The organism is Confluentibacter sediminis (assembly GCF_003258355.1).
GTDB classification, from domain to species: Bacteria; Bacteroidota; Bacteroidia; order Flavobacteriales; family Flavobacteriaceae; genus Confluentibacter; species Confluentibacter sediminis.
Genome location: NZ_QKPO01000001.1, coordinates 70,077 through 90,449 on the forward strand (window position 1 = coordinate 70,077; position 20,373 = coordinate 90,449).

Annotated in this window: 11 protein-coding genes; 4 read left to right on the forward strand and 7 right to left on the reverse strand. The window is 33.5% G+C overall.

All coding sequences use genetic code 11. The features are described from left to right. The first annotated feature begins 41 nt into the window (after window positions 1–41). A complete protein-coding gene (gene guaB, locus DKT72_RS00370; RefSeq protein WP_111306733.1) occupies window positions 42–1,514 on the forward strand; it encodes an IMP dehydrogenase in 1,473 nt (490 codons plus the stop codon). 51 nt (window positions 1,515–1,565) lie between these two features. Here the strand turns inward: guaB and DKT72_RS00375 are convergent, their stop codons facing one another. Next, the gene (locus DKT72_RS00375) at window positions 1,566–4,304 is read right to left on the reverse strand and encodes a hypothetical protein (protein WP_111306734.1); all 2,739 of its coding nucleotides are present in this window, start codon (window positions 4,302–4,304) and stop codon (window positions 1,566–1,568) included. Window positions 4,305–4,437: 133 nt separating this feature from the next. Further along, on the reverse strand, window positions 4,438–7,557 hold the full coding sequence (gene lacZ, locus DKT72_RS00380; protein WP_111306735.1) for a beta-galactosidase, LacZ type: 3,120 nt from the start codon (window positions 7,555–7,557) through the stop codon (window positions 4,438–4,440). A 108-nt stretch (window positions 7,558–7,665) separates the two neighbouring features. On the opposite strand from lacZ, the gene ctlX reads away from it, so the two are divergent. Next, on the forward strand, window positions 7,666–8,601 hold the full coding sequence (ctlX, locus tag DKT72_RS00385; RefSeq protein ID WP_111306736.1) for a citrulline utilization hydrolase CtlX: 936 nt from the start codon (window positions 7,666–7,668) through the stop codon (window positions 8,599–8,601). 2 nt (window positions 8,602–8,603) lie between these two features. On the opposite strand, the gene DKT72_RS00390 is transcribed toward ctlX, so the two are convergent. Then, window positions 8,604–10,673: a tetratricopeptide repeat-containing sensor histidine kinase gene (locus DKT72_RS00390; RefSeq protein WP_111307034.1), complete on the reverse strand. Its 2,070-nt coding sequence runs from the start codon at window positions 10,671–10,673 to the stop codon at window positions 8,604–8,606. A 462-nt stretch (window positions 10,674–11,135) separates the two neighbouring features. Here DKT72_RS00390 and argS point away from each other — a divergent pair, with 462 nt between their 5' ends. Both argS and DKT72_RS00400 read left to right on the forward strand, forming a co-directional pair. Beyond that, complete coding sequence (gene argS, locus DKT72_RS00395) at window positions 11,136–12,911, forward strand: arginine--tRNA ligase (RefSeq protein WP_111307035.1); 1,776 nt, start codon at window positions 11,136–11,138, stop codon at window positions 12,909–12,911. Between the two features lie 151 nt (window positions 12,912–13,062). Continuing rightward, window positions 13,063–16,461 (forward strand): ThuA domain-containing protein, encoded by a 3,399-nt coding sequence (locus DKT72_RS00400; protein WP_111306737.1) that lies wholly within the window; start codon window positions 13,063–13,065, stop codon window positions 16,459–16,461. 183 nt (window positions 16,462–16,644) lie between these two features. Here the strand turns inward: DKT72_RS00400 and DKT72_RS00405 are convergent, their stop codons facing one another. The 4 genes from DKT72_RS00405 to DKT72_RS00420 form a co-directional block, all read right to left on the reverse strand. After that, window positions 16,645–17,028 carry a DUF3037 domain-containing protein gene (locus DKT72_RS00405; protein WP_111306738.1) on the reverse strand — a complete coding sequence of 128 codons (384 nt, stop codon included), beginning with the start codon at window positions 17,026–17,028 and terminating at the stop codon, window positions 16,645–16,647. Further along, entirely contained in the window at window positions 17,018–17,797 is a 780-nt protein-coding gene (locus DKT72_RS00410) for a HipA family kinase (protein WP_111306739.1), read from the reverse strand. Before DKT72_RS00410 ends, DKT72_RS00405 begins: the two co-directional genes overlap by 11 nt. A 308-nt stretch (window positions 17,798–18,105) precedes the next feature. Further along, window positions 18,106–19,560 (reverse strand): family 43 glycosylhydrolase, encoded by a 1,455-nt coding sequence (locus tag DKT72_RS00415; protein ID WP_111306740.1) that lies wholly within the window; start codon window positions 19,558–19,560, stop codon window positions 18,106–18,108. Between the two features lie 43 nt (window positions 19,561–19,603). Next, window positions 19,604–20,338, reverse strand: coding sequence for an acetylxylan esterase (locus DKT72_RS00420; RefSeq protein ID WP_111306741.1), 735 nt, complete (start codon window positions 20,336–20,338; stop codon window positions 19,604–19,606). Between the last annotated feature and the right edge of the window lie 35 nt (window positions 20,339–20,373).

The window sequence follows — 20,373 nt, forward strand, 5'->3', positions numbered from 1 at the left end:
GAAAAAAGCGTAAATTTGCACGCAATTATAACGTAATTGCCATGACTGCACATCAAAACAAAATAGTAGGGGAAGGCCTTACTTACGACGACGTCCTTTTAGTTCCAGCTTTTTCAGAAGTTTTACCTAGAGAAGTTAGTATTCAAACAAAATTCACAAAAAATATTACGATTAACGTACCTATTGTCTCTGCGGCTATGGATACGGTAACAGAAAGCAAAATGGCCATTGCCATGGCGCAAGAAGGAGGTATTGGTGTATTACACAAGAATATGTCGATAGAAGCTCAAGCTTTAAAAGTAAGAAAGGTAAAGCGTGCGGAAAGTGGCATGATCATAGATCCTGTAACCTTACCGCTTACAGCAAAAGTTCTGGATGCTAAATTAGCTATGGCAGAGCATGGTATTGGAGGTATTCCAATTGTTGATGAAGACGGAATTTTAAAAGGTATTGTAACTAATAGGGATTTGCGTTTCGAACATAAAAAAAGTAGGCCTATTGTTGAGGTTATGACTAGTAAAGATTTAGTAACCGCACCCATAGGCACCTCTTTAAAAGACGCAGAAATCATTTTACAGGAACATAAAATTGAAAAGTTATTAATTGTAGATAACGATTATAAATTATCGGGGTTAATAACCTTTAGGGATATCACAAAACTCACTCAGAAACCAAATGCCAATAAAGATCAATATGGACGCTTGCGTGTGGCTGCTGCCATAGGTGTTACAGCGGATGCTTTAGAAAGAGCAGAAGCCTTGGTAAATGCTGGTGTAGATGCTGTGGTTATTGATACGGCACATGGCCATACTATAGGTGTGGTAACCGTTTTAAAACAAATTAAAGCTAAATTTCCTGAGTTGGATGTTATTGTTGGGAATATTGCGACTGGTGCCGCTGCTAAATATTTGGTTGAAGCTGGTGCCGACGCTGTAAAAGTAGGTATTGGTCCAGGTTCTATTTGTACCACTCGTGTGGTTGCAGGTGTTGGGTTTCCGCAATTTTCTGCAGTTTTAGAGGTAGCCGCAGCTATTAAAGGTTCTGGTGTACCAGTAATCGCAGATGGAGGCATTCGTTACACAGGAGATATTCCTAAGGCGATTGCAGCAGGAGCCGATTCGGTTATGTTAGGTTCGCTTTTAGCAGGTACTAAAGAATCGCCTGGAGAGACCATAATTTATGAAGGTAGAAAATTCAAATCCTATCGTGGTATGGGGTCTGTGGAAGCTATGAAAGAAGGTAGTAAAGACCGTTATTTTCAAGATGTGGAAGATGATATTAAAAAATTAGTACCAGAAGGTATTGTGGGTCGTGTGCCTTATAAAGGAGATTTATATGAAAGCATCCATCAGTTTGTTGGTGGTTTGCGTGCCGGGATGGGTTATTGTGGTGCCAAAGACATTGAAACCCTAAAAGAAACAGGGCAGTTTGTTAAAATAACGTCTAGTGGTATTAATGAAAGTCATCCACACGACGTGACTATTACTAATGAATCTCCTAATTATTCGAGATAAATTTTAAAAATATATATAATAGAAAATCCAACCTGAAAAGGTTGGATTTTTTTATTCAACTTTATAAGTGTATTCTTGATAACCAATATCACCATTTTCTGTAATAGCTTCAATAACAACCATCATGTCTCCTGTTAAATCTGCATTATAAAATGATATTTTAGCTTTACCGGAATCATCAGTTTTTAATATAGGTTGCCAATGGATTAAAGCTCTTAAATCGGGTTTAGCTAAATCATTTTGGTTTGTGTGATCATATTTAGGGGCATAAAATTCTTTTGTTTGCGCCAACACAGGAATAAATGTTTTCATAATGCCTTTTGGACTTTTTGCACCCAATACACCCTGTTGAGCGTAGGTGTATATGGCGATAATGTTTCCAAAGGCCGGTGGTGGATTACATCTTTGAGGAAATACTTCGCAATAAAGAATAGGGAAGTTTTTTGCATATTCAATGACTTCGACACTGCTTACTTCACTCGGGGGGATGTTTTGAATAAACTCGTATTCATTCTCTTTTACAGGAATACCATCTATAACAACCAAAGTGGGCTCATTGTTAAATGCTGTTGCGTATAAATTACCATTGTCTCCCACTCTAACTGTAAGTTTATCAGAAAAACTAAACATCAGCACGCTGTAAAGACCATAAGACCATTTTTTTTCTTTTTCAGCAACATCTTTACCTTCTATAACCAAATCAGGTTTTCCAAATCGGTCTATTACCTTTTTACGGTTCGGGGTTAGTTTGTAAGCATCTATAACGACTTCATTTAGAATGATATCGTCTGAATTTAATGAGAAGTCATTGTAGGCAAATTTTCGTTCTGCTTCTTTGTCAACAAATATTTTGGAGATGCTATCTAACTTTTCTGCAGATTTTTTATGATTAAAAGTGATGTTGGGAGATTTCTCTCTATTTATAAAAAAGTTATAATTGACTTTTTTTCCAGATTCTTTAGCGCTTTGGAGTATAATGCCCATGTCTTTTCCAAATTCATCAGATAGATTGAATTGGAAATTGCCAAGACTGTCCGTTGCTTGTGAGTAAAAATTAGAACTTTCACCAAATGTCATCATGGTAATTTCAGCAAGTTTTCTTTTGCTTTGGGATAGTTGGCTGGTAACGTATCCAGAAACATTTAAAGAAGTCTCTGGTTTAAAAGACAGTGTGTCAAAAGGCTTCGTGTACTTATAGTGTCTCCAACCTTGGGTAAGCATCAAGGCATCTAAATCAGAGAACATGTTTGGATTGTTGTTGAAATAATATCCAGGGTTTTCTATTTGTCCTTTCAATTCAGAACTCAGCAAAAAATAAGATACTATGTTATCTCGCATATTTTGCATGTCTCCCAATTGCTCTTTATTTATGACTAAAACAGAAGTGCTGGCATGTACTGGTTTATTATTTATATCTAAGGTCTCAATAGATATATTAGTTAATTCTCGTTTTTCATAATTTGGCTTATCAGTAGTTGTTTTTACATTTAGGTTTTTTCCTAGTCTTTTATTGAAAAAAAGTCGTTCAGCAACTGTCCATTTTGATTGGTTCATCATTTTGAAAACAATAATGCCCTCGGGAAGTTCATTGCTCGAAAACAGAAATTTTAGATTGCCATCTTTCAATTTAGCTTTTAAATCATAAAGTGTGACACCTCTAAAAGATACATTTAAAAAAATACTATCGTTTTTTAAATAACTAGAAGAGACATTCACAGAAATGTTTTTGTCCTTTTCTTGAATAGTTATTATATTGCCTGTAGAGACGACTTTAGGCAAAGGATATAAGGTTTCAGTTTCATTCGAATTTTTATTCAATCTGGCATAATAACTTTGGTTACTATCTACATGGTTCAATTCAAAACTACCCATGCCTAGGTTGTTGCTTTTAAAAGAAGTAACAACCGTATTAGAACTATCAAGAATATCGCCTTCCACTATAATTGCTTTACCATAAGCATCCAATGCTTTAAAGCCCACTTTACTGGATAATCCATGGACTAATTCGCCACTTTCAGGAAAGAATTGTAAATCAATAAAATTTTCGTCTAAAACAATGGTTTTGGAATATTTTTTTTGATTGGAAGTGATAAGTTCCAGAGTTGCTAACTCACTTTCTTTAGGAACTATATAATCGATTTGGTAACTATCGCCCTTTTCTTTTTTAATGGAAACAGAATCCTTTACATTATCAATATTAATATAAAGACTCAACTTGTTTTTATGAAGGCTATCTAGAACAAAAGGGTTGAGAATAGCCTTTAAATGGTTATCTCCATTTGGATCTTTAATTAATGTGACATTACTTATAGCATTTTCTTGGTAGTTATTATCAAGCGGAGTAAATACCTGAATATATTTTTCAAAGAAAAAATCAGGGTCAAAATTTTTATTCCATTCTGTATAAGCTCTAATAAGATAGGTTCCTTTAGTTAATGCTGAAGGTAAATCAAAATAACCTTGACCTATGCCATTGTCAATTTTAATGAGTTTTTTTTCAATAATACTTTCCTTTGAATTTATAAGTTCTATATATAAAATCTTGCTTAGATTAGATGGAACATTGTCAAAAGATTTTGTGAGGATAGCTTTAAGCCATATTGTAGACCCTGTGGTATAAAGGTCTTTGTCTAGTTGTAAATATATTTTTTCTGCTAAAGAGCCATTAGAAATAATATGACTATTTGTTTGTGCATGCACCTTGATAGAGGGTATGGATAAAAACAACAGTATTGCAAAATAAATTTTACAGAGTTTTAAGTTTTTTTGTTTTGCTATTGATTTATCCATTCATTAAAACTGATTTTTAATCGAACGTTAATACTATAGTGCATTAATATTTTTATTGTAATTAACGCAAATAATTTAAAAATCGAGTTAATAAATTTATAAAAATTTTCTTATAAATTCAATTTGCTATTCCTTAAAATTCAGGAGTTATGGTGAAACTATAATTGTAAACCTTATCCGTATAATACATATAAGGCTTATGCGGTCTAGAACCCCAACTATTATCGCCACCAACGCCCATCATTTTGTTGTCTAGATGCACTTCAACAAAATCCCTATCTTTTATATCGGCCGGACTTTTTAAAAGTTTTTCCTTTCCAGGGTCAAAATCCTCAGTACTATGGTGCAAGGCATTGAATTCTATCGGCTGTCCATTTGCTTGAATGTTAAAACCCAATCCAAATTGATTTGTTAAACTGAGCCATCTGGTATCCGTTTTGTGTCCATTTTCTTGAGGTCTACCGTAAGCAACATATTGTTCTGTTACTATAGATTGATAAAGCCCAATAAATGCACCTGTATTTCTGTCTATATAATTTTCCCAAGGCCCGCGACCGTAATATTGTAGATTACTGAATTCTTTGGGCATTCTAAACACCATACCAATTCGTGGAATTTCAGATAAATCAGTTTTCTTAGCCTCGAATTTATACTTTACATTGATGGTTCCATCACCATAAATACTATAAACGATTTCTATTTCACCTTCTATGGTTGGTAATTTAAGTGTTGTATTTACCGATAATTCAGAAGGAGATACGATTTTAGACGTTATACTTTCTAATGTAGCATTATTCATAACTTCTTTCCAAACTTCGGCACGTTGAGGCATGTTGTTTCCAAAATCGTTATCTGTTGGAGCTCTCCAAAACGTAGGCACTAAAGGATTATTCATCAATTCATAATTATTCAATTTGTATGATGTGATGGCTCCTGTTTTTTTAGAAATAATGGTAGTAAAATTTTCGCCAGTAATTAAAATAGCCTCGTTAGTATCTTTAACCATCATCTTACTTGAAGTTGTTGGTTTAACAAACATATTTTTAAAAGTTGATAAAGCAAACTGCTCAGAAGCAACCATATGTCCAAAAGGAATCATATAAGTGTCTTTCCCTTGTGCGGCATAGATATTTAAGAAATATTCACTACCATTTTTAGGGTTAAAATCTTTTAAACCTAAGTTGAACTCTTTTTCTGTTTGAGGTGAAACGCCTATGGGTTCAAATCTACCTGTTTGGATAACTTTACCATTTTCAATAATATTCCAATGAATCAAATAATTATTTAAATCATTAAAAAAATGCTCATTCATAATAGTTATAGTGCCTTCAGAAATATTCAGGTTTTTAAAATGAATATTTTGATAGACTTTTTTGACTTCAAACAAACCTGGATGTGGTGTTAAGTCTGGATTCACTAAACCATTGAAACAAAAATTACCATCGTTGTAAACGCCTTCAGGTTCAAAATAACCTCCATAAGCCCAAAATTTAGTGCCTTCATCATTATACTTTACTAACCCTTGATCCATCCAATCCCAAATAAAGCCACCTTGTATTTGTCTGTTGTTACGCACCAAATCCCAATATTCTTTAAAATTACCAGAACTATTACCCATGGCATGCGAGTATTCGCACCAAATAAAAGGACGTTCAGCATCAGTTCCCAACCATCTATTAGACACCCAATCAATAGGTGCATACATGTTTGCAATAATATCGGTATGGTGTTCTTTTATATCTGTTTCTCTCTCGGCACGTTCATAATGGACAGGTCTGTTTTTATCACGAGCATGAACGGCTTTGTAGGCTTCTAAGAAATTAGAGCCCGTTCCTGCCTCATTTCCCATACTCCAAACAATGATCGATGGGTGATTTTTATCACGTTCAACCATGTTAAGAATGCGTTCTACATGCGCGGCTTTCCATTGTGGTTTATTTGCCAAAGTATTTTTTGGGTCATAGCCAATACCATGGGATTCCACATTGGCTTCATCATAAATGTATAAACCATATTGGTCACATAATTTATACCAAAGCGGATCGTTAGGATAGTGACTAGTTCGAACGGCATTGATATTATTCAACTTCATCATTTTGATGTCTGCCAACATATTTTCTTCATTAACAACATGTCCAAAATTTTCGTTGTGTTCATGACGATTCACACCTTTTAAAAGAATAGGTTTTCCATTGACCAATAATTGGCCTCCTTTAATTTCGGTAGTTCTAAATCCTAATTTAATTGAAGTGGCTTCGATAGTTTTACCTTTGCTATCTTTTAGATTCAATAGTAAAGTATATAAATATGGATTTTCTGCAGACCATGTATGAACTTTCGGGATTTCACCCGTAAAGCTGACATTTTTTATACTAAAAGCATTGCTTTTTAATGCGTTTTCGTTTGATAATATATTATTGCCATCAGCGTCTAAAATTTGATATTGGAGTTTTAAATTAGATGCTTTTTTGGAGGTGTTTTTTACAACAGCTTCTAAAGAGAATTCACCAGTTTCATAATTAGCATCTAATAAGGCTTTTGCAAAAAAATCACTTATATGTGTTTTTGGTCTGGCAAAAAGATACACATCGCGTTGAATGCCGGACAATCTCCAGAAATCTTGATCCTCTAAATAGCTGCCATCTGTAAATTTGAAAACTTTTACAGCCAATTTATTAGTACCCTTTTTTAAATAAGGAGTGATATTGAATTCGGCAGGAAGCTTGGAGTCTTGATTGTAACCCACTTTTTTTCCATTTATCCATAGGTAATAACCCGATTTTACTGAACCTAATTGAATATAAACCTCTCTGTTCAACCAATTTTCATCAACCTCAAAATAGGTTATGTAAGACCCTATTGAGTTTTGCGAATCTTGAATAAAAGGAGGATTCGATTTAAAAGGATATGCTGCATTCGTGTAATGAGCATAACCATAGCCATACATTTCCCAATTGCCTGGAACGGGAATTTCGTCCCATTTACTGTCATCAAAACCAATGTTCTGAAAATTGGGGATACCTTGGTCTGAATGGTCGGTGAAGTTAAACTTCCATTTTCCATTTAAACACTTAATGAATTCTTCATTTTCTGGGTTATCAAGTCTTGCTTTTTCTAATGTTGAATATGTAAAAAAAGAAGCACGGGCTTTTTCTCTATTTTGTTGAAATATTTCAGGATTTTCCCAATCGTTTTGACTGAATGAGAGTTGAAAAAAACTTAAGGCAATGATAAAGAAAATAAAAGGTTTCATATGTAAACGAATAAAAAGTAAGGAAGCTAAGTTCGGTTTTTTTTATGACTCTGTCAATATGTTTTTTGTTTTTAAAAGTTATAATTTTGTTTATTATCATTAATTATCATGCAACAAATTACAAATACAATTTTAATGATTCGTCCTGTAAATTTTAGGATGAATGAACAAACGGCTGTAAATAATTATTATCAAAAGATCTTGGATCATGTACTGCCAGAAACGGTTAATGCTAAAGCACAAAAAGAGTTTGACGATTTTGTTTTTAAACTTAAAAGTGTAGGCGTTAATGTGATTGTGATTGATGATAGATTGGACTACGATACGCCAGATTCTATTTTCCCAAATAATTGGGTGTCATTTCACGAAAACGGAACAGTTGCCTTATATCCTATGTTTGCAGAGAACAGACGCTTGGAACGCAGGGAGGATGTTTTAAATATATTGGAGGATAACGATTTTGTAATTAATAATATAGTAGATTACACAAGTGCAGAAGAAGAACATGTTTTTTTAGAAGGTACGGGAAGTATTGTTTTAGATAGAGTAAATCAAAAAGCTTATTGTGCTTTATCTCCTCGTGCCTATGAAGATTTGTTCATAGAATTTTGTGAAGATTTTGAATACACTCCAGTTATTTTTTCAGCGAACCAAACAATAAATAAACAGAGAAAGGCTATATATCACACGAATGTCATGATGTGCGTAGGGGAACGTTTTGCAGTTGTTTGCCTAGATTGTATCGATGATAAATCTGAGCGTAAAAATGTTATTAGTCATTTAAAACAAGATGGTAAAGAAATCATAGCAATAACAGAAAATCAAGTAACTAGCTTTGCCGGTAATATGCTTCAAGTAAAAGGAGCTGATGATATGCCTTTGTTAGTTATGAGTCAAGCGGCATATAATGCGCTAACAACAAATCAAATAGAAATTCTTAAAAAGCATAATCGTATTGTAACTAGTTCTTTAGATACTATTGAAGCGTGTGGAGGTGGAAGTGCCCGTTGTATGATGGCGGAAGTGTTCTTGCCAAAAATATGATGCTAGTTTGTTGGTTTCGATTTTGGTAATTGTACATAAAAAGTACTTCCAACATTTACAGTACTTTCAACCCAAATTTTACCACCATTTAATTCTACCAATTCTTTGCAAATAGATAATCCTAATCCAGTTCCTTTTTCATTGTTTGTACCAACAGTAGTAAATGTATTGTTTTTAAAAAGTTTTTCAATATTTTGTTTGGGAATTCCAATCCCGGTATCGGCAACACTAATAATACAATGACCGTTGCTTATGTGATTGGATATGGTGATGGTATCTCCTTTTTTAGAGAATTTTAATGCGTTGGCAAGTAAATTTTGAATGACGATTTCTACCATACTTCTATCAGCATAGGCAAAATCTCTTAAAGAATGATCTATCAATTCGATGCCTTTGCTTTCTAAACGCTGTTCTATAAGTCTTACTTTGCCTTCAAAAATTTCTTGAACATCAAATAAACTAGGGCTTGGCTTAAGAGATTGCATTTGAGATTTAGACCAGTTCAATAAATTAAATAATAATAAAGAAGCATTATTGGCATTTTCACTTAATTCTGGTATTAAATTATCAAACTCAGCTCTGGTTAGCGAACCGTCTTTTAATAAATCAATAAAACTATTTATGGATGATAATGAATCTTTTAAATCATGTGAAATGATAGAAAACAATTTGTCTTTAACATGGTTTACGTTTTCTAAGTGTTTTGTCTGCTCTTGAAAGGCTTCGTTTTGTAGCTCTATCTTAATATTTTTTTCTTCTAATTCTTGAGCATATTTTAAACTACTATTACGTTTTATATAAATTAATATTAAAAACGTAGAAACGATAGCTAGAGTGGCTAGTAAAGCATAAAAAATTAACTGAAGTCTATCAAGATCTTTTTTGGTTTTTGAAATTTCGGCTTTCTTGGTAACGTTATTATCTTCTTGTGATAATTTCTGGTCAAAGTTTAAACTTAAATCTAACTCAGATTCTTCAATGGTATCCTCATTACTAGAGGCATTATTTTCAATAAGACTGTTTTTTAAGTCATAATACTTACGCTGCCAAACAAATGCTTTGTCAAATTTATTTCTAATAGAATCCAAGGCTTTCATTAGCTTGTAATGCTTTAATAGCTCTGTTCTGTTGTTGGTTTCTTTGGCAATGTCGCCTGCTTCAAGAATCTGTACTTCCGCAATTGCTAATTTGTTTTGCTGCAAGTTTAAATTTCCCAGATTAATTAAAGAGGCTAGCAAACCTTGCTTGTTATTAATGCGTCTATTAATGTTTAATCCTTGTTCAAGATATCTTGTAGCATTATCATAATCATTAAATTGTAGATATTCCCCACCAAGTTTAGGATAAATTATACTTTGTATAGAATCATTATTGGTAGGGTTGTTGGCTAAAACTTTTTCATAGTAGTCAATAGATTTTCTGTATTCTTTCTTCATAGAGTAAAGTTCAGCTAATTGACTATTAGATATATCAATACCTTTTTTATCATTTAATGACTCTTGTATATGCAAGGCTTTTAAATAAAATTCTATGGAAGCATCGTAATCTTTAATATTATAATAGGCTTTAGCTAAATTGCTATAAGCTAAACGTAAATCGTTTTTAAGATTTCTTTTTTCAAGTTCTTTAATGGCAGATAATGAATATTGTAAACCTTTAATATAATTACCTCTATTAATTTCTATAACACCAATGCTGTTATTAACTTTTGCAACGCCTAAGGTGTCTTTTAATTGGTTGAAAATGTCTTTAGATTTTTTATAACCGTTTATGGCATTGATATAATCATTTTTTTGTGCATATATTAAGGATTTGTAATATATAATCTCTGCTATACCTTTTTTGTAGTCTAGTGTAGAAGATAATTTTTCACTCTCTATAATGTACTTGAGGGCTCTGTCAAAATCATTGATTTCGTAAAGTTTCTCAATAAGTTTAAGAGATGTGTTAACCTTTGAAGTATCTGCATTTTGAAACGCTAATTGTATGGATAGGCTATCTATGTCTGAGTTTTGCGAAAAACCAGATTTAAAAAAAAACATAAAAATAATTAAAACAATTATTTTCCTCATACAATTAGTTATAATGCGCTTTAAACCCATTATGATATAACATCTTGTTGAGGGAAACAAAGATGTTTTTATTGAATTTTATTTAGGTTGTTGACGTTAAAAAAAATTCAATTTTATTTTGAGTAATAGCTTTACATAACAAAAGTTGGAAAAAGCTAAGTTAAAATCTAATTTCGGCGTTTTAATACCAAAATATTAGATAAAGAGTTATTGGGTTTTTTTGCAAAAAACCGATGAATAGATGAACGGCAAAAAACATAGAAAAACAGTTGTTTTTCGTTGAAATATCGTTAAAATTTTGAGGGTTTTGATAATCTCTTTTTTATCCTTTAAAAAGCATCTTTCCTCTAGTGTTTAATAATCAATTGTTTAGTAATTCTTCCTAAGTATTATAAGTCAATGTTTTTTTACAATAAAGCTTTGATAAAAGTTTTATCTTTGTTCACCAAAAAAACACCCTTAATGAGCCTTCAAGAGACTTTGTCAAACCAAGTAAAACAAGCCGTTTTAGCATCTTTTAATGTCGAATTGGAAACGGTAGAATTTCAAGCAACTAGAAAAGAATTTGCAGGAGATATAACCATTGTTATTTTTCCAATGTTACGGGTTGTAAAAGGTAATCCAGTTCAAATAGGTGAAACTATTGGAAATTATTTGGTTGAAAATGTAGCTGAAGTTAAAGCTTTCAATGTTGTTAAAGGTTTTTTGAATGTTGAAATATCTGATGCTTATTATATCAATTTTTTCAATACAATTAAAGATGATGAATCCTACGGTTTTGTAAAACGAAATGCAAATGAAAAAGCTGTGATGGTTGAATATTCTTCGCCAAATACGAACAAGCCTTTGCACTTAGGACATGTTAGAAATAATCTTTTAGGGTATAGCGTAGCTGAAATTTTAAAAGCATCTGGTAAAAAAGTATATAAAACCCAAATTATAAATGATAGAGGTATTCATATTTGTAAAAGTATGTTGGCTTGGGAGCGTTTTGGAAATGGAGAAACTCCACAAAGTACAGGGTTAAAAGGCGATAAGTTGGTTGGGAATTATTATGTAAAGTTCGACCAAGAATATAAAAAGGAAATAGAGCACTTAGTTAATAAAGGACAATCTGATGAAGAAGCTAAAAAGAATGCACCTATATTATTAGAAGCTCAACAAATGCTCCAAAAATGGGAAGCTGGAGACAAACATGTTGTTGAGCTTTGGGAAAAAATGAATGGTTGGGTTTATAAAGGCTTTAATGAAACTTATAAAAATCTGGGTGTTGATTTTGATACCTTATATTATGAAAGTAACACCTATTTGTTAGGAAAAGAATTTGTTGGTGAGGGTTTAAAATCCGGCGTTTTTTTTCAAGAAGCAGATGGTTCAGTTTGGTGTGATTTAACCGACGATGGATTAGACAAAAAAATTGTACAGCGTAGTGATGGTACCGCCGTTTATATGACGCAAGATATTGGTACGGCTATACAACGTATCAAAGATTTTCCAGATGTTGGCGGCATGGTTTATACTGTTGGGAATGAACAAGATTATCATTTTCAGGTGCTGTTTTTAATATTGAAAAAATTAGGCTTTGAATGGGCCAAAAATTTATATCATCTAAGTTATGGGATGGTTGATTTGCCTAGCGGAAAGATGAAAAGTAGAGAAGGAACCGTTGTAGATGCCGATGATTTAATTGATGAAATGGCCAGTACTGCTAAGGAAATTTCAGAAGAGTTGGGTAAACTAGATGGTTATTCTGAAGATGAAAAACAATCACTTTATAGAACCATCGGTTTAGGGGCTTTAAAGTATTATATATTAAAGGTTGACCCCAAAAAACGTATTTTATTCGATCCTAAAGAGTCTATAGATTTTCAAGGGAACACAGGGCCTTTTATTCAATATACCTATGCCAGAATTCAAGCTATATTAAGAAAAGCAGATTTCGATTTATCTGCTGATATTGAATTATCATTGCATCAAAAAGAAAAGGAATTATTAAAGCAGCTAGAATTATTTCCAGAAGTGATTCAAAATGCAGCATCTCAACATAGTCCTGCGTTGATTGCCAATTATACGTATGAATTGGTAAAGGAATTTAATTCATTCTATCAAAATGTTTCTATTTTAGGAGCCGCTGATTTAAATGAAAAAATTTTCAGAGTACAATTATCTAAAAAGGTAGCTTCTACCATAAAAATGGCATTTCATGTTTTAGGAATTCAGGTTCCAGAAAGAATGTGATTTTTTATCTTATTTAATGAGGTTTTGTTAATAGTTTAAGATTATTCTTGAATTAGTTAAGAATATGTTAATATTAAAGTTAAACTTTTGTTTTAAACTTTTCAAATAGTTTACTTTATCGCCCAAACTAAAAAATAAGATAACTAAACTAATGAAAAAGGTATTAACCGTATTGTTAATTGGGGCTATTTTGTCCCTAAATTCTTGTAGTAATAAAAGAGAAGGAGCTCCAAAAGTATTAGTATTCTCTAAAACAGCAGCATTTAAGCATGCTTCTATTCCAGTTGGTATTGCAGCTATTCAAAAATTGGGTGTGGAAAATGGTTTTGTAGTTGATACAACCCAAAATGCCGAATTAATAAACGAAGACAATTTAAAACAATATGCAGCGGTCATCTTTTTAAGCACCACAGGTAATATTTTAGATCATTATCAAGAAGCTGCTTTTGAACGATATATACAAGCAGGTGGTGGCTTTGTAGGAATACATGCTGCTGCAGATACCGAATATGATTGGGGATGGTATAACAAATTGGTAGGTGCTCAATTTTTAAGTCATCCGTTTGGCACACCTGAAGCTGATTTTATAATTAAAGACAAAAATTTTATAGCGACTGAATTTTTTACAGATACTATTTGGCATCGTACTGATGAGTTGTATAACTACAAAAAAATAAATCCAGATGTCCATGTATTAATGACTTTAGATGAATCATCTTATAAAGGTGGTTTAAATGGTGATTTTCATCCTATTTCATGGTATCATGATTTTGATGGAGGTAGAGCGTTTTATACTGGTGCAGGTCATACCGATGAAAGCTATACAGAAGAATTATTTTTAAAACATCTTTTAGGTGGTATTAAATATGCCATTGGTGAAAATGAGAATTTAAACTATAAAAAAGTGACTTCTCAAATTCCGCCAGCAGCAGACCGTTTTTCTAAAGTGATGTTAACTGAAGGTAAGTTTTATGAGCCAACAGAAATGACGGTGCTACCAAATAGTGATGTGCTTATTTCACAAAGAAGAGGTGAAATAATGCTTTATAAAGCTGATACGAAAGAACTTAAAGAGGTCGCAAAATTAGATGTTTATTTTTCCTCAAGTGCACCCGGAGTAAATGCTGAAGAGGGAGTTTTAGGTATGCAAAAAGATCCAGATTTTATAAAAAATAATTGGGTATATGTCTATTACTCTCCTGCAGGTAGTGAAAGTGTCAATAGACTATCACGTTTCAAGTTTAAAAATGATGTATTCGACTTGTCTTCTGAACAAGTTATTTTAGATGTAGCTAGTCAACGGGAAATCTGTTGTCATACGGGCGGTTCTATAGCTTTTGGACCTGACGGTTTACTTTATGTGTCGGCAGGAGATAACTCGACACCTTTTAACGAAAGGGATGCTAAATATGTTAGTAATGGTTATGCGCCATTGAATGATATTCCCGGTCATATGCAATATGATGCTAGAAGATCATCAGGGAACACCAATGATTTAAGAGGAAAGATATTGAGAATAAAAATGAATGAAGATGGTAGTTACAGTATTCCTGAAGGAAATTTATTCCCAGTAGGTACTCCTAAAACCAGACCAGAAATATATACAATGGGTCATCGTAATCCATACCGTATTTCCATAGATATGAAAAGAAACTACTTGTATTGGGGTGAAGTCGGACCAGACTCAAGAGCAGATAGTTTGAAAACTCGTGGTCCTAGAGGATATGATGAAATAAATCAGGCACAAAAAGCAGGAAATTATGGATGGCCTTTGTTTATTGCAGATAATAAGCCTTATGTGGACTATGATTATGAAACAGGGAAATCTGGAGAGCCATTCAATCCTGATAAGCCAATAAATAATTCTAGAAACAATACAGGTTTAACGGAACTTCCAAGTGCTCAGCCTGCACTTATTTATTATGACTATGGAAATTCAGCAGATTTTCCACAATTGGCTTCAGGTGGTAGAAATGCTATGGCAGGACCTACTTATTATTCCGATATGTATGAAGGAACCGAAAAAATACCGAGCTATTATGATGGTATGCCAATCATTTATGATTGGGTACGTGGTTGGATGTTTGCAGTTCATTTAAATGAGGATGGTAGTTATAGTAAAATGGAGCCTTTTGCGTCAGATATTAAACTGAATGCTTTAATAGATATGGAAGTTGGCCCTGATGGTAGAATTTATTTATTAGAATATGGAAATGGTTGGTTTACCCAAAATGCAGATTCTGGTTTAAGTTATATTCAATATAAAGAAGGTAACAGACCACCTGTCGTGGAAGGTATATCTGTAGATGTTAATAATGGTAAATTGCCTTTAAAAATAACGGCTAAAGTTGAGGCTAGAGAAAGAGAAAAAGATCCAATGATTTATACATGGAACTTAGGAAATGGTGAAACCAAAGAAACTAAAGTCCCCGAATTAACATATACCTATAATAAAGCTGGATCTTATAAAATTTCTGTCGACGTTAAAGATGATAAAGGAGAGTCAGCATCCAGTGAGTCTTTATTGATTGTTGCTGGTAATTCTAGACCAGAGGTTAAAATAGATATTATTGGAGGGAATAGTTCTTTCTTCTTGCCAGGACAATCTGTTGAGTATAATGCAACAGTAACCGATCCAGATGGTAACGAAAAAGTTATTGAAGATAATATTTTTGTAAGTGTAGATTATTTAGAGCAGGTTGATAATGAAGAAGCATACTTAGGTCATCAAGAAGCATCGGTAACAGCAACAGGCAAAGCATTAACACAATCTATGGATTGTAAAGCTTGCCATAAAGAAGCTGAAGCATCTGTAGGGCCAAAATATATAGATGTAGCACAGAAATATAAAAATAAAAGTGGAGCTATGGCTTATTTACAAGGCAAAATTGAATCTGGTGGTTCTGGTGTTTGGGGAGAAGTGATGATGCCAGCACATCCTAACATTACTAAAGATGAATCGAGACAAATAGTGTCTTATATTTTATCATTAGCAGATGATGGAGCTAATAATAAATCATTGCCAGCTAAAGGAAAAGTGAAAGCCGAGCCTAAAAACCCTGGACAATTAATGCGTATTACTGCCACTTACACAGATGAGGGAGAAACAGGCACTATGCCATTAATAGGTTCTAAATCGGTAATATTACCAAGTAGCACCGTGTCTTTTAAAGAAGATATGAAAAAAGAAGGTGCCAATGTTAGAAATTTTAATGGTAATGGCATGGTTATTTTAGATCAGTCCAAAGGTTGGTTTGCATTAGAAAATATCGATTTAACAGGAGTGAAATCTGTAGCCTTAAATGCTAGATTTTTTAGACAACCACCAAAGGCACAATATGCTTTTGAGGTAAGATTGAATGCACCAGATGGGCCAGTTTTAGGTAGAGGCTCTATGCCAAAACCAAAAGCGGGAGAGCGTAGCGTGATGATTAATATACCAATTAGAGCCCAAAAAGAAAAGGCCAATTTATATATTTTATATACCGCACCAGGTGTTACAGAAGAAGAACCTTCGCAATTAATGTTATCTAATGCAAGTTTTAATTAGTATTGCTAATCTATAAAATTAAAAGCCCGCATATGCGGGCTTTTTTATGTGGTATAGTTAAAGTTTTTAAAACTTTATTTTTAAGTTTCGTTTGACGGTTTCTGAATAAAATGGGTAGTGTTTACTAGCAATAATGGTTTTTTATATCTGTTTTTACGCTTAGTTTATTAAACCCAAGCACCTTTATAAAACATGCTTTTCAAATATATCCTCTAATGCTTTTTGGGGATCACTGTCGAACCCAGAGTGCGTTATAGAGCTTTGAATTATAGTGCTTCTGCAAGAAGTAAGCCATCCAAATCGATCAGATAAATCTAGTTGACCTATTTTCCCACTAGAAGGATCACCTTTACATATTAGTTTCCATGCATTTAAATAATCATTTAATAGTTTTAATTCTATTTCAGAAGAAAAGGCATTTAATTTGGCTTCACTAATATGATATTTGATATCTAAAAACTTTTTTCTTTTACAAAAAAGGATGACGCCCACATTAAAGAACTCTTCTCGTTCCACTTTTGGAACAATTCTGATAATGGTGTATTTAAATGTAAATTTATCTTGCATCGGCCGCTTCTTTTACTAATACATCAATATTTGAAAGTTTGATAGTTATAAATTCTATATAAGCAGCTCGCATGGCATCGGAATTCATACTATCAGATTCGTTATTCAACCAGTCTTCTGGAATAGAGTATATAATATCTGTAATCTTATCAATACTTAGTGATTGTTTAATTTCTACAGCAGCTTCTGTTAGCTTATCTGCTTTTTTTAAAAGGACATGATCTTTAATGAGAGGGAATGTTCTAGTGAGATGAGATCTCCAATTTTCCCAGTTATGATGAAAATAAAAACTAGCCCCATTGTCAATAACCCATAACTCATTATTCCAGTATAATAAGTTGGTGTTTTTATCTGTTCGGTCAATATTGCTAATAAGACTATCTAGCATAACCACTTTTGAAGCAGTTAAAGCATCTACATTTGTCACTAAAGGATCAAATGTTATAGCCCCTGATAAAAAATGTAAACCTAGATTTAAACCGACGCTAAATTTAAGCAAGTCTTGAATTTCTTCATCGGGTTCGGTTTTGCTAAACGACTCATCTAGATTCATAAATACCAATTCAGGAACTTTTAAACCAATTGCACGAGCAAGTTCACCACCAATAAATTCTGCTATCAGTGCCATTTTTCCTTGGCCAGCTCCTCTAAATTTTAGCACATACAAAAAATCATCGTTTGCTTTCACAATAGCAGGAAGGGAGCCGCCTTCTCGTAATGGTTGTAAATATTGAACAACATCTACTGTTCTAATATCGATTTTTTTCATAAACACAAAAATGATAAAAATATTTAAAGAAGACTGCTTTTTTTATGTGTTTTAAGTCATCCTGGATAAATGACGATTATAATGATATGGAATTGTTTGCAAAATCAAATTTCTAAATAATTTAGACATTAAATTGTTCTGTCATTCCTACCTTCGTAGGACTGAGATACATTTATATGGGCAGATTCACAGATTTAGTATTTATTTCTCATAGGGAAAGATAAAAAATCTAAGAAGTCAGAATTTTTATAAAAAAAGACACACGTTAAATCAACGTGTGTCTTTCGCTTTAATAAAGAAATATTTTTTTAATCAGCTTTAAAATTCCATTTGGAATTATCACTATTCATATCAAATTCTCCAAGTGTTGGTGTACTATCCCCAACAGATATTAGTGCTAACTTTTTGTTTGAATTAGGAATAGTTTTAGGCATGATTCTATAGGTTCCATCAGTCAATTGATCGATTCTCCATAATTGTTCTGGAGCTCCAGTAAATTTTGGGACCGTCACTAATTCAGCATCCGCTGTTGCTGCCAATGCTCTTTCTGTTCCTGCAATTACTATTTTATAAGAAGGAGTTCCCAAGAAACCTGGTACGTCAGGAACTGGCGTAACGGTCCATTTTTGATGTGGACGTGCTATATAGTCTCCTATTCTAACATCAATATTTCCAGTTGGCCACGTATTGATCACATCTGATAATTGTTGTGAAGGCACCGATACGATTGGTTCGTCAGAAGCGGCACCAAATCCTCGTGTTGTTCGTGGCATTCTTACAAAGTCGACTATCAATTCTAAGCCATATCCACGTCTTTCAGATTCAATTTCATAAGTGCCTTCTTTAACATTGTCGCCAGCATAAGGCCATCCATTTTTCCATAATAATGGTCTTATTGCTAATACGCTACGACCACCTTGATCTAAATCAGCTTCATAATGTAAAGACACTTTTTCAACACCATCTTCAAGAACTGTACGTCCGAAGTGTCCAGCACCATTAACTCTTCCTCCGCCTGATGATACTACCATTTTTCCGCCACCTTTCAACATGTCTCGTCCCATATTGTCAAGATAAGGGCCTGTTACTTTTTTGGAGCGACCAACAACAATGTTATAGGTTGAGTTTGAGCCGTCACAACAAGTTCCGTGTGTTCCAAGAAGATAATACCATCCGTCACGATACTCTAAATCTGTAGCTTCACAATCAATAGCGATGTCTAAAGCCTCATTTCCTTTTACACGTTCTCCTGTTTTTGGATCCAGTTCCACAAGGCGAATATTTCCAAAGTAGGTTCCATAAGATAGCCATAAACGCCCATCAGTTGGGTCTAATAAAAGCCCTGGGTCGATGGCATCATTATCTTCCATATTCTTAGATTCTGCCACCACGATAGGATCTGTAAATTTAAAGTCAGGAGACTTTGGGTCAAGTGTTTTGTTCCACATGGTATTTATTTTACCATCATGGCCACCTCCAAGACCACCACCAGTAGTGCCGTAGGCAATAAGGTAACGATCACCAATTTTTATAGCATCGGGAGCGGCACCTCTACCTGGTCTTTCTGCGCCACCGTTCCACGTCCAGCCGTCTTCGGAGATTAATCCGCCGCCGCCAGTGCCAAATGTGTAATATTTCCCGTCAGATTCCATAATTGTTGAGGGATCGTGAATAAATGGTTTTCCTACTTGTGCCATTAATGTACTGGATAACAATACTAATAATATGGCTGTTATGCTTATCTTTTTAATGCTTAATTTCATCAGTAAATAATTTTTTATAATTGATATTGAATAGGAACTAATTCTATTCATAACTAATTGTGATGCCTTTTATCGGTTCTCCTTTTTCATCAAGAAAGCGCACACAGAAATCACTCATTCCCGGACCGTTAATGACTGCGCCACGAATAATATTTTTCCCTTTATTAAGTGTTAAGCGGCGTGAAACCACATCATCCATAACCATACGTCTGTCTCCAGAAAGTAGTGCTGCTTCTTTTCCATTTACCCACCACATAGATGCAGAATTAGATCCTACGGCCATTCTAACGTTTTTCATTTCTTCTGGACTATTAACAACAGTTACTGCCCAAAAAAGAACACCATAAATCTGTTTGTCTAACCCAAAGGCGAAACGAAATAATTTCACATTAAAGTTTGTGCTTTCCAAGGCGTGCCACTTTAGTTCTTGATTTCCAACTTTTACTTTGTCTCCATGTTTAGGTAAAACGGTAAATTGATTTTTAAAATATAAAGTGTCAAATGCTTTTCTAAGGTAACTATCTGTAAAAACAGTATTGCTGCGGTTAGGTTTGTTAATGGGTTCTAAGAGTAGCCACCGTTGAATAAATCCATCTTCATTTGGAGTCATTTTTTTTGTTGTGGCTGGAGTGAAGTAAGGAGCTATGCTACGTTCGGTGTCAAGTTTTGTGGCATAATCAGCTTGTCTTTGTGCTGTTGCAGAGCTACTGAATAATGACAATCCTACCAAAAAGACAAAGTTCATCGCTGGTAAGAATGTTTTGTGTTTAATGTTCATAATAAATCTTAATAGTTTTAGTTGTTGTTTTTGAA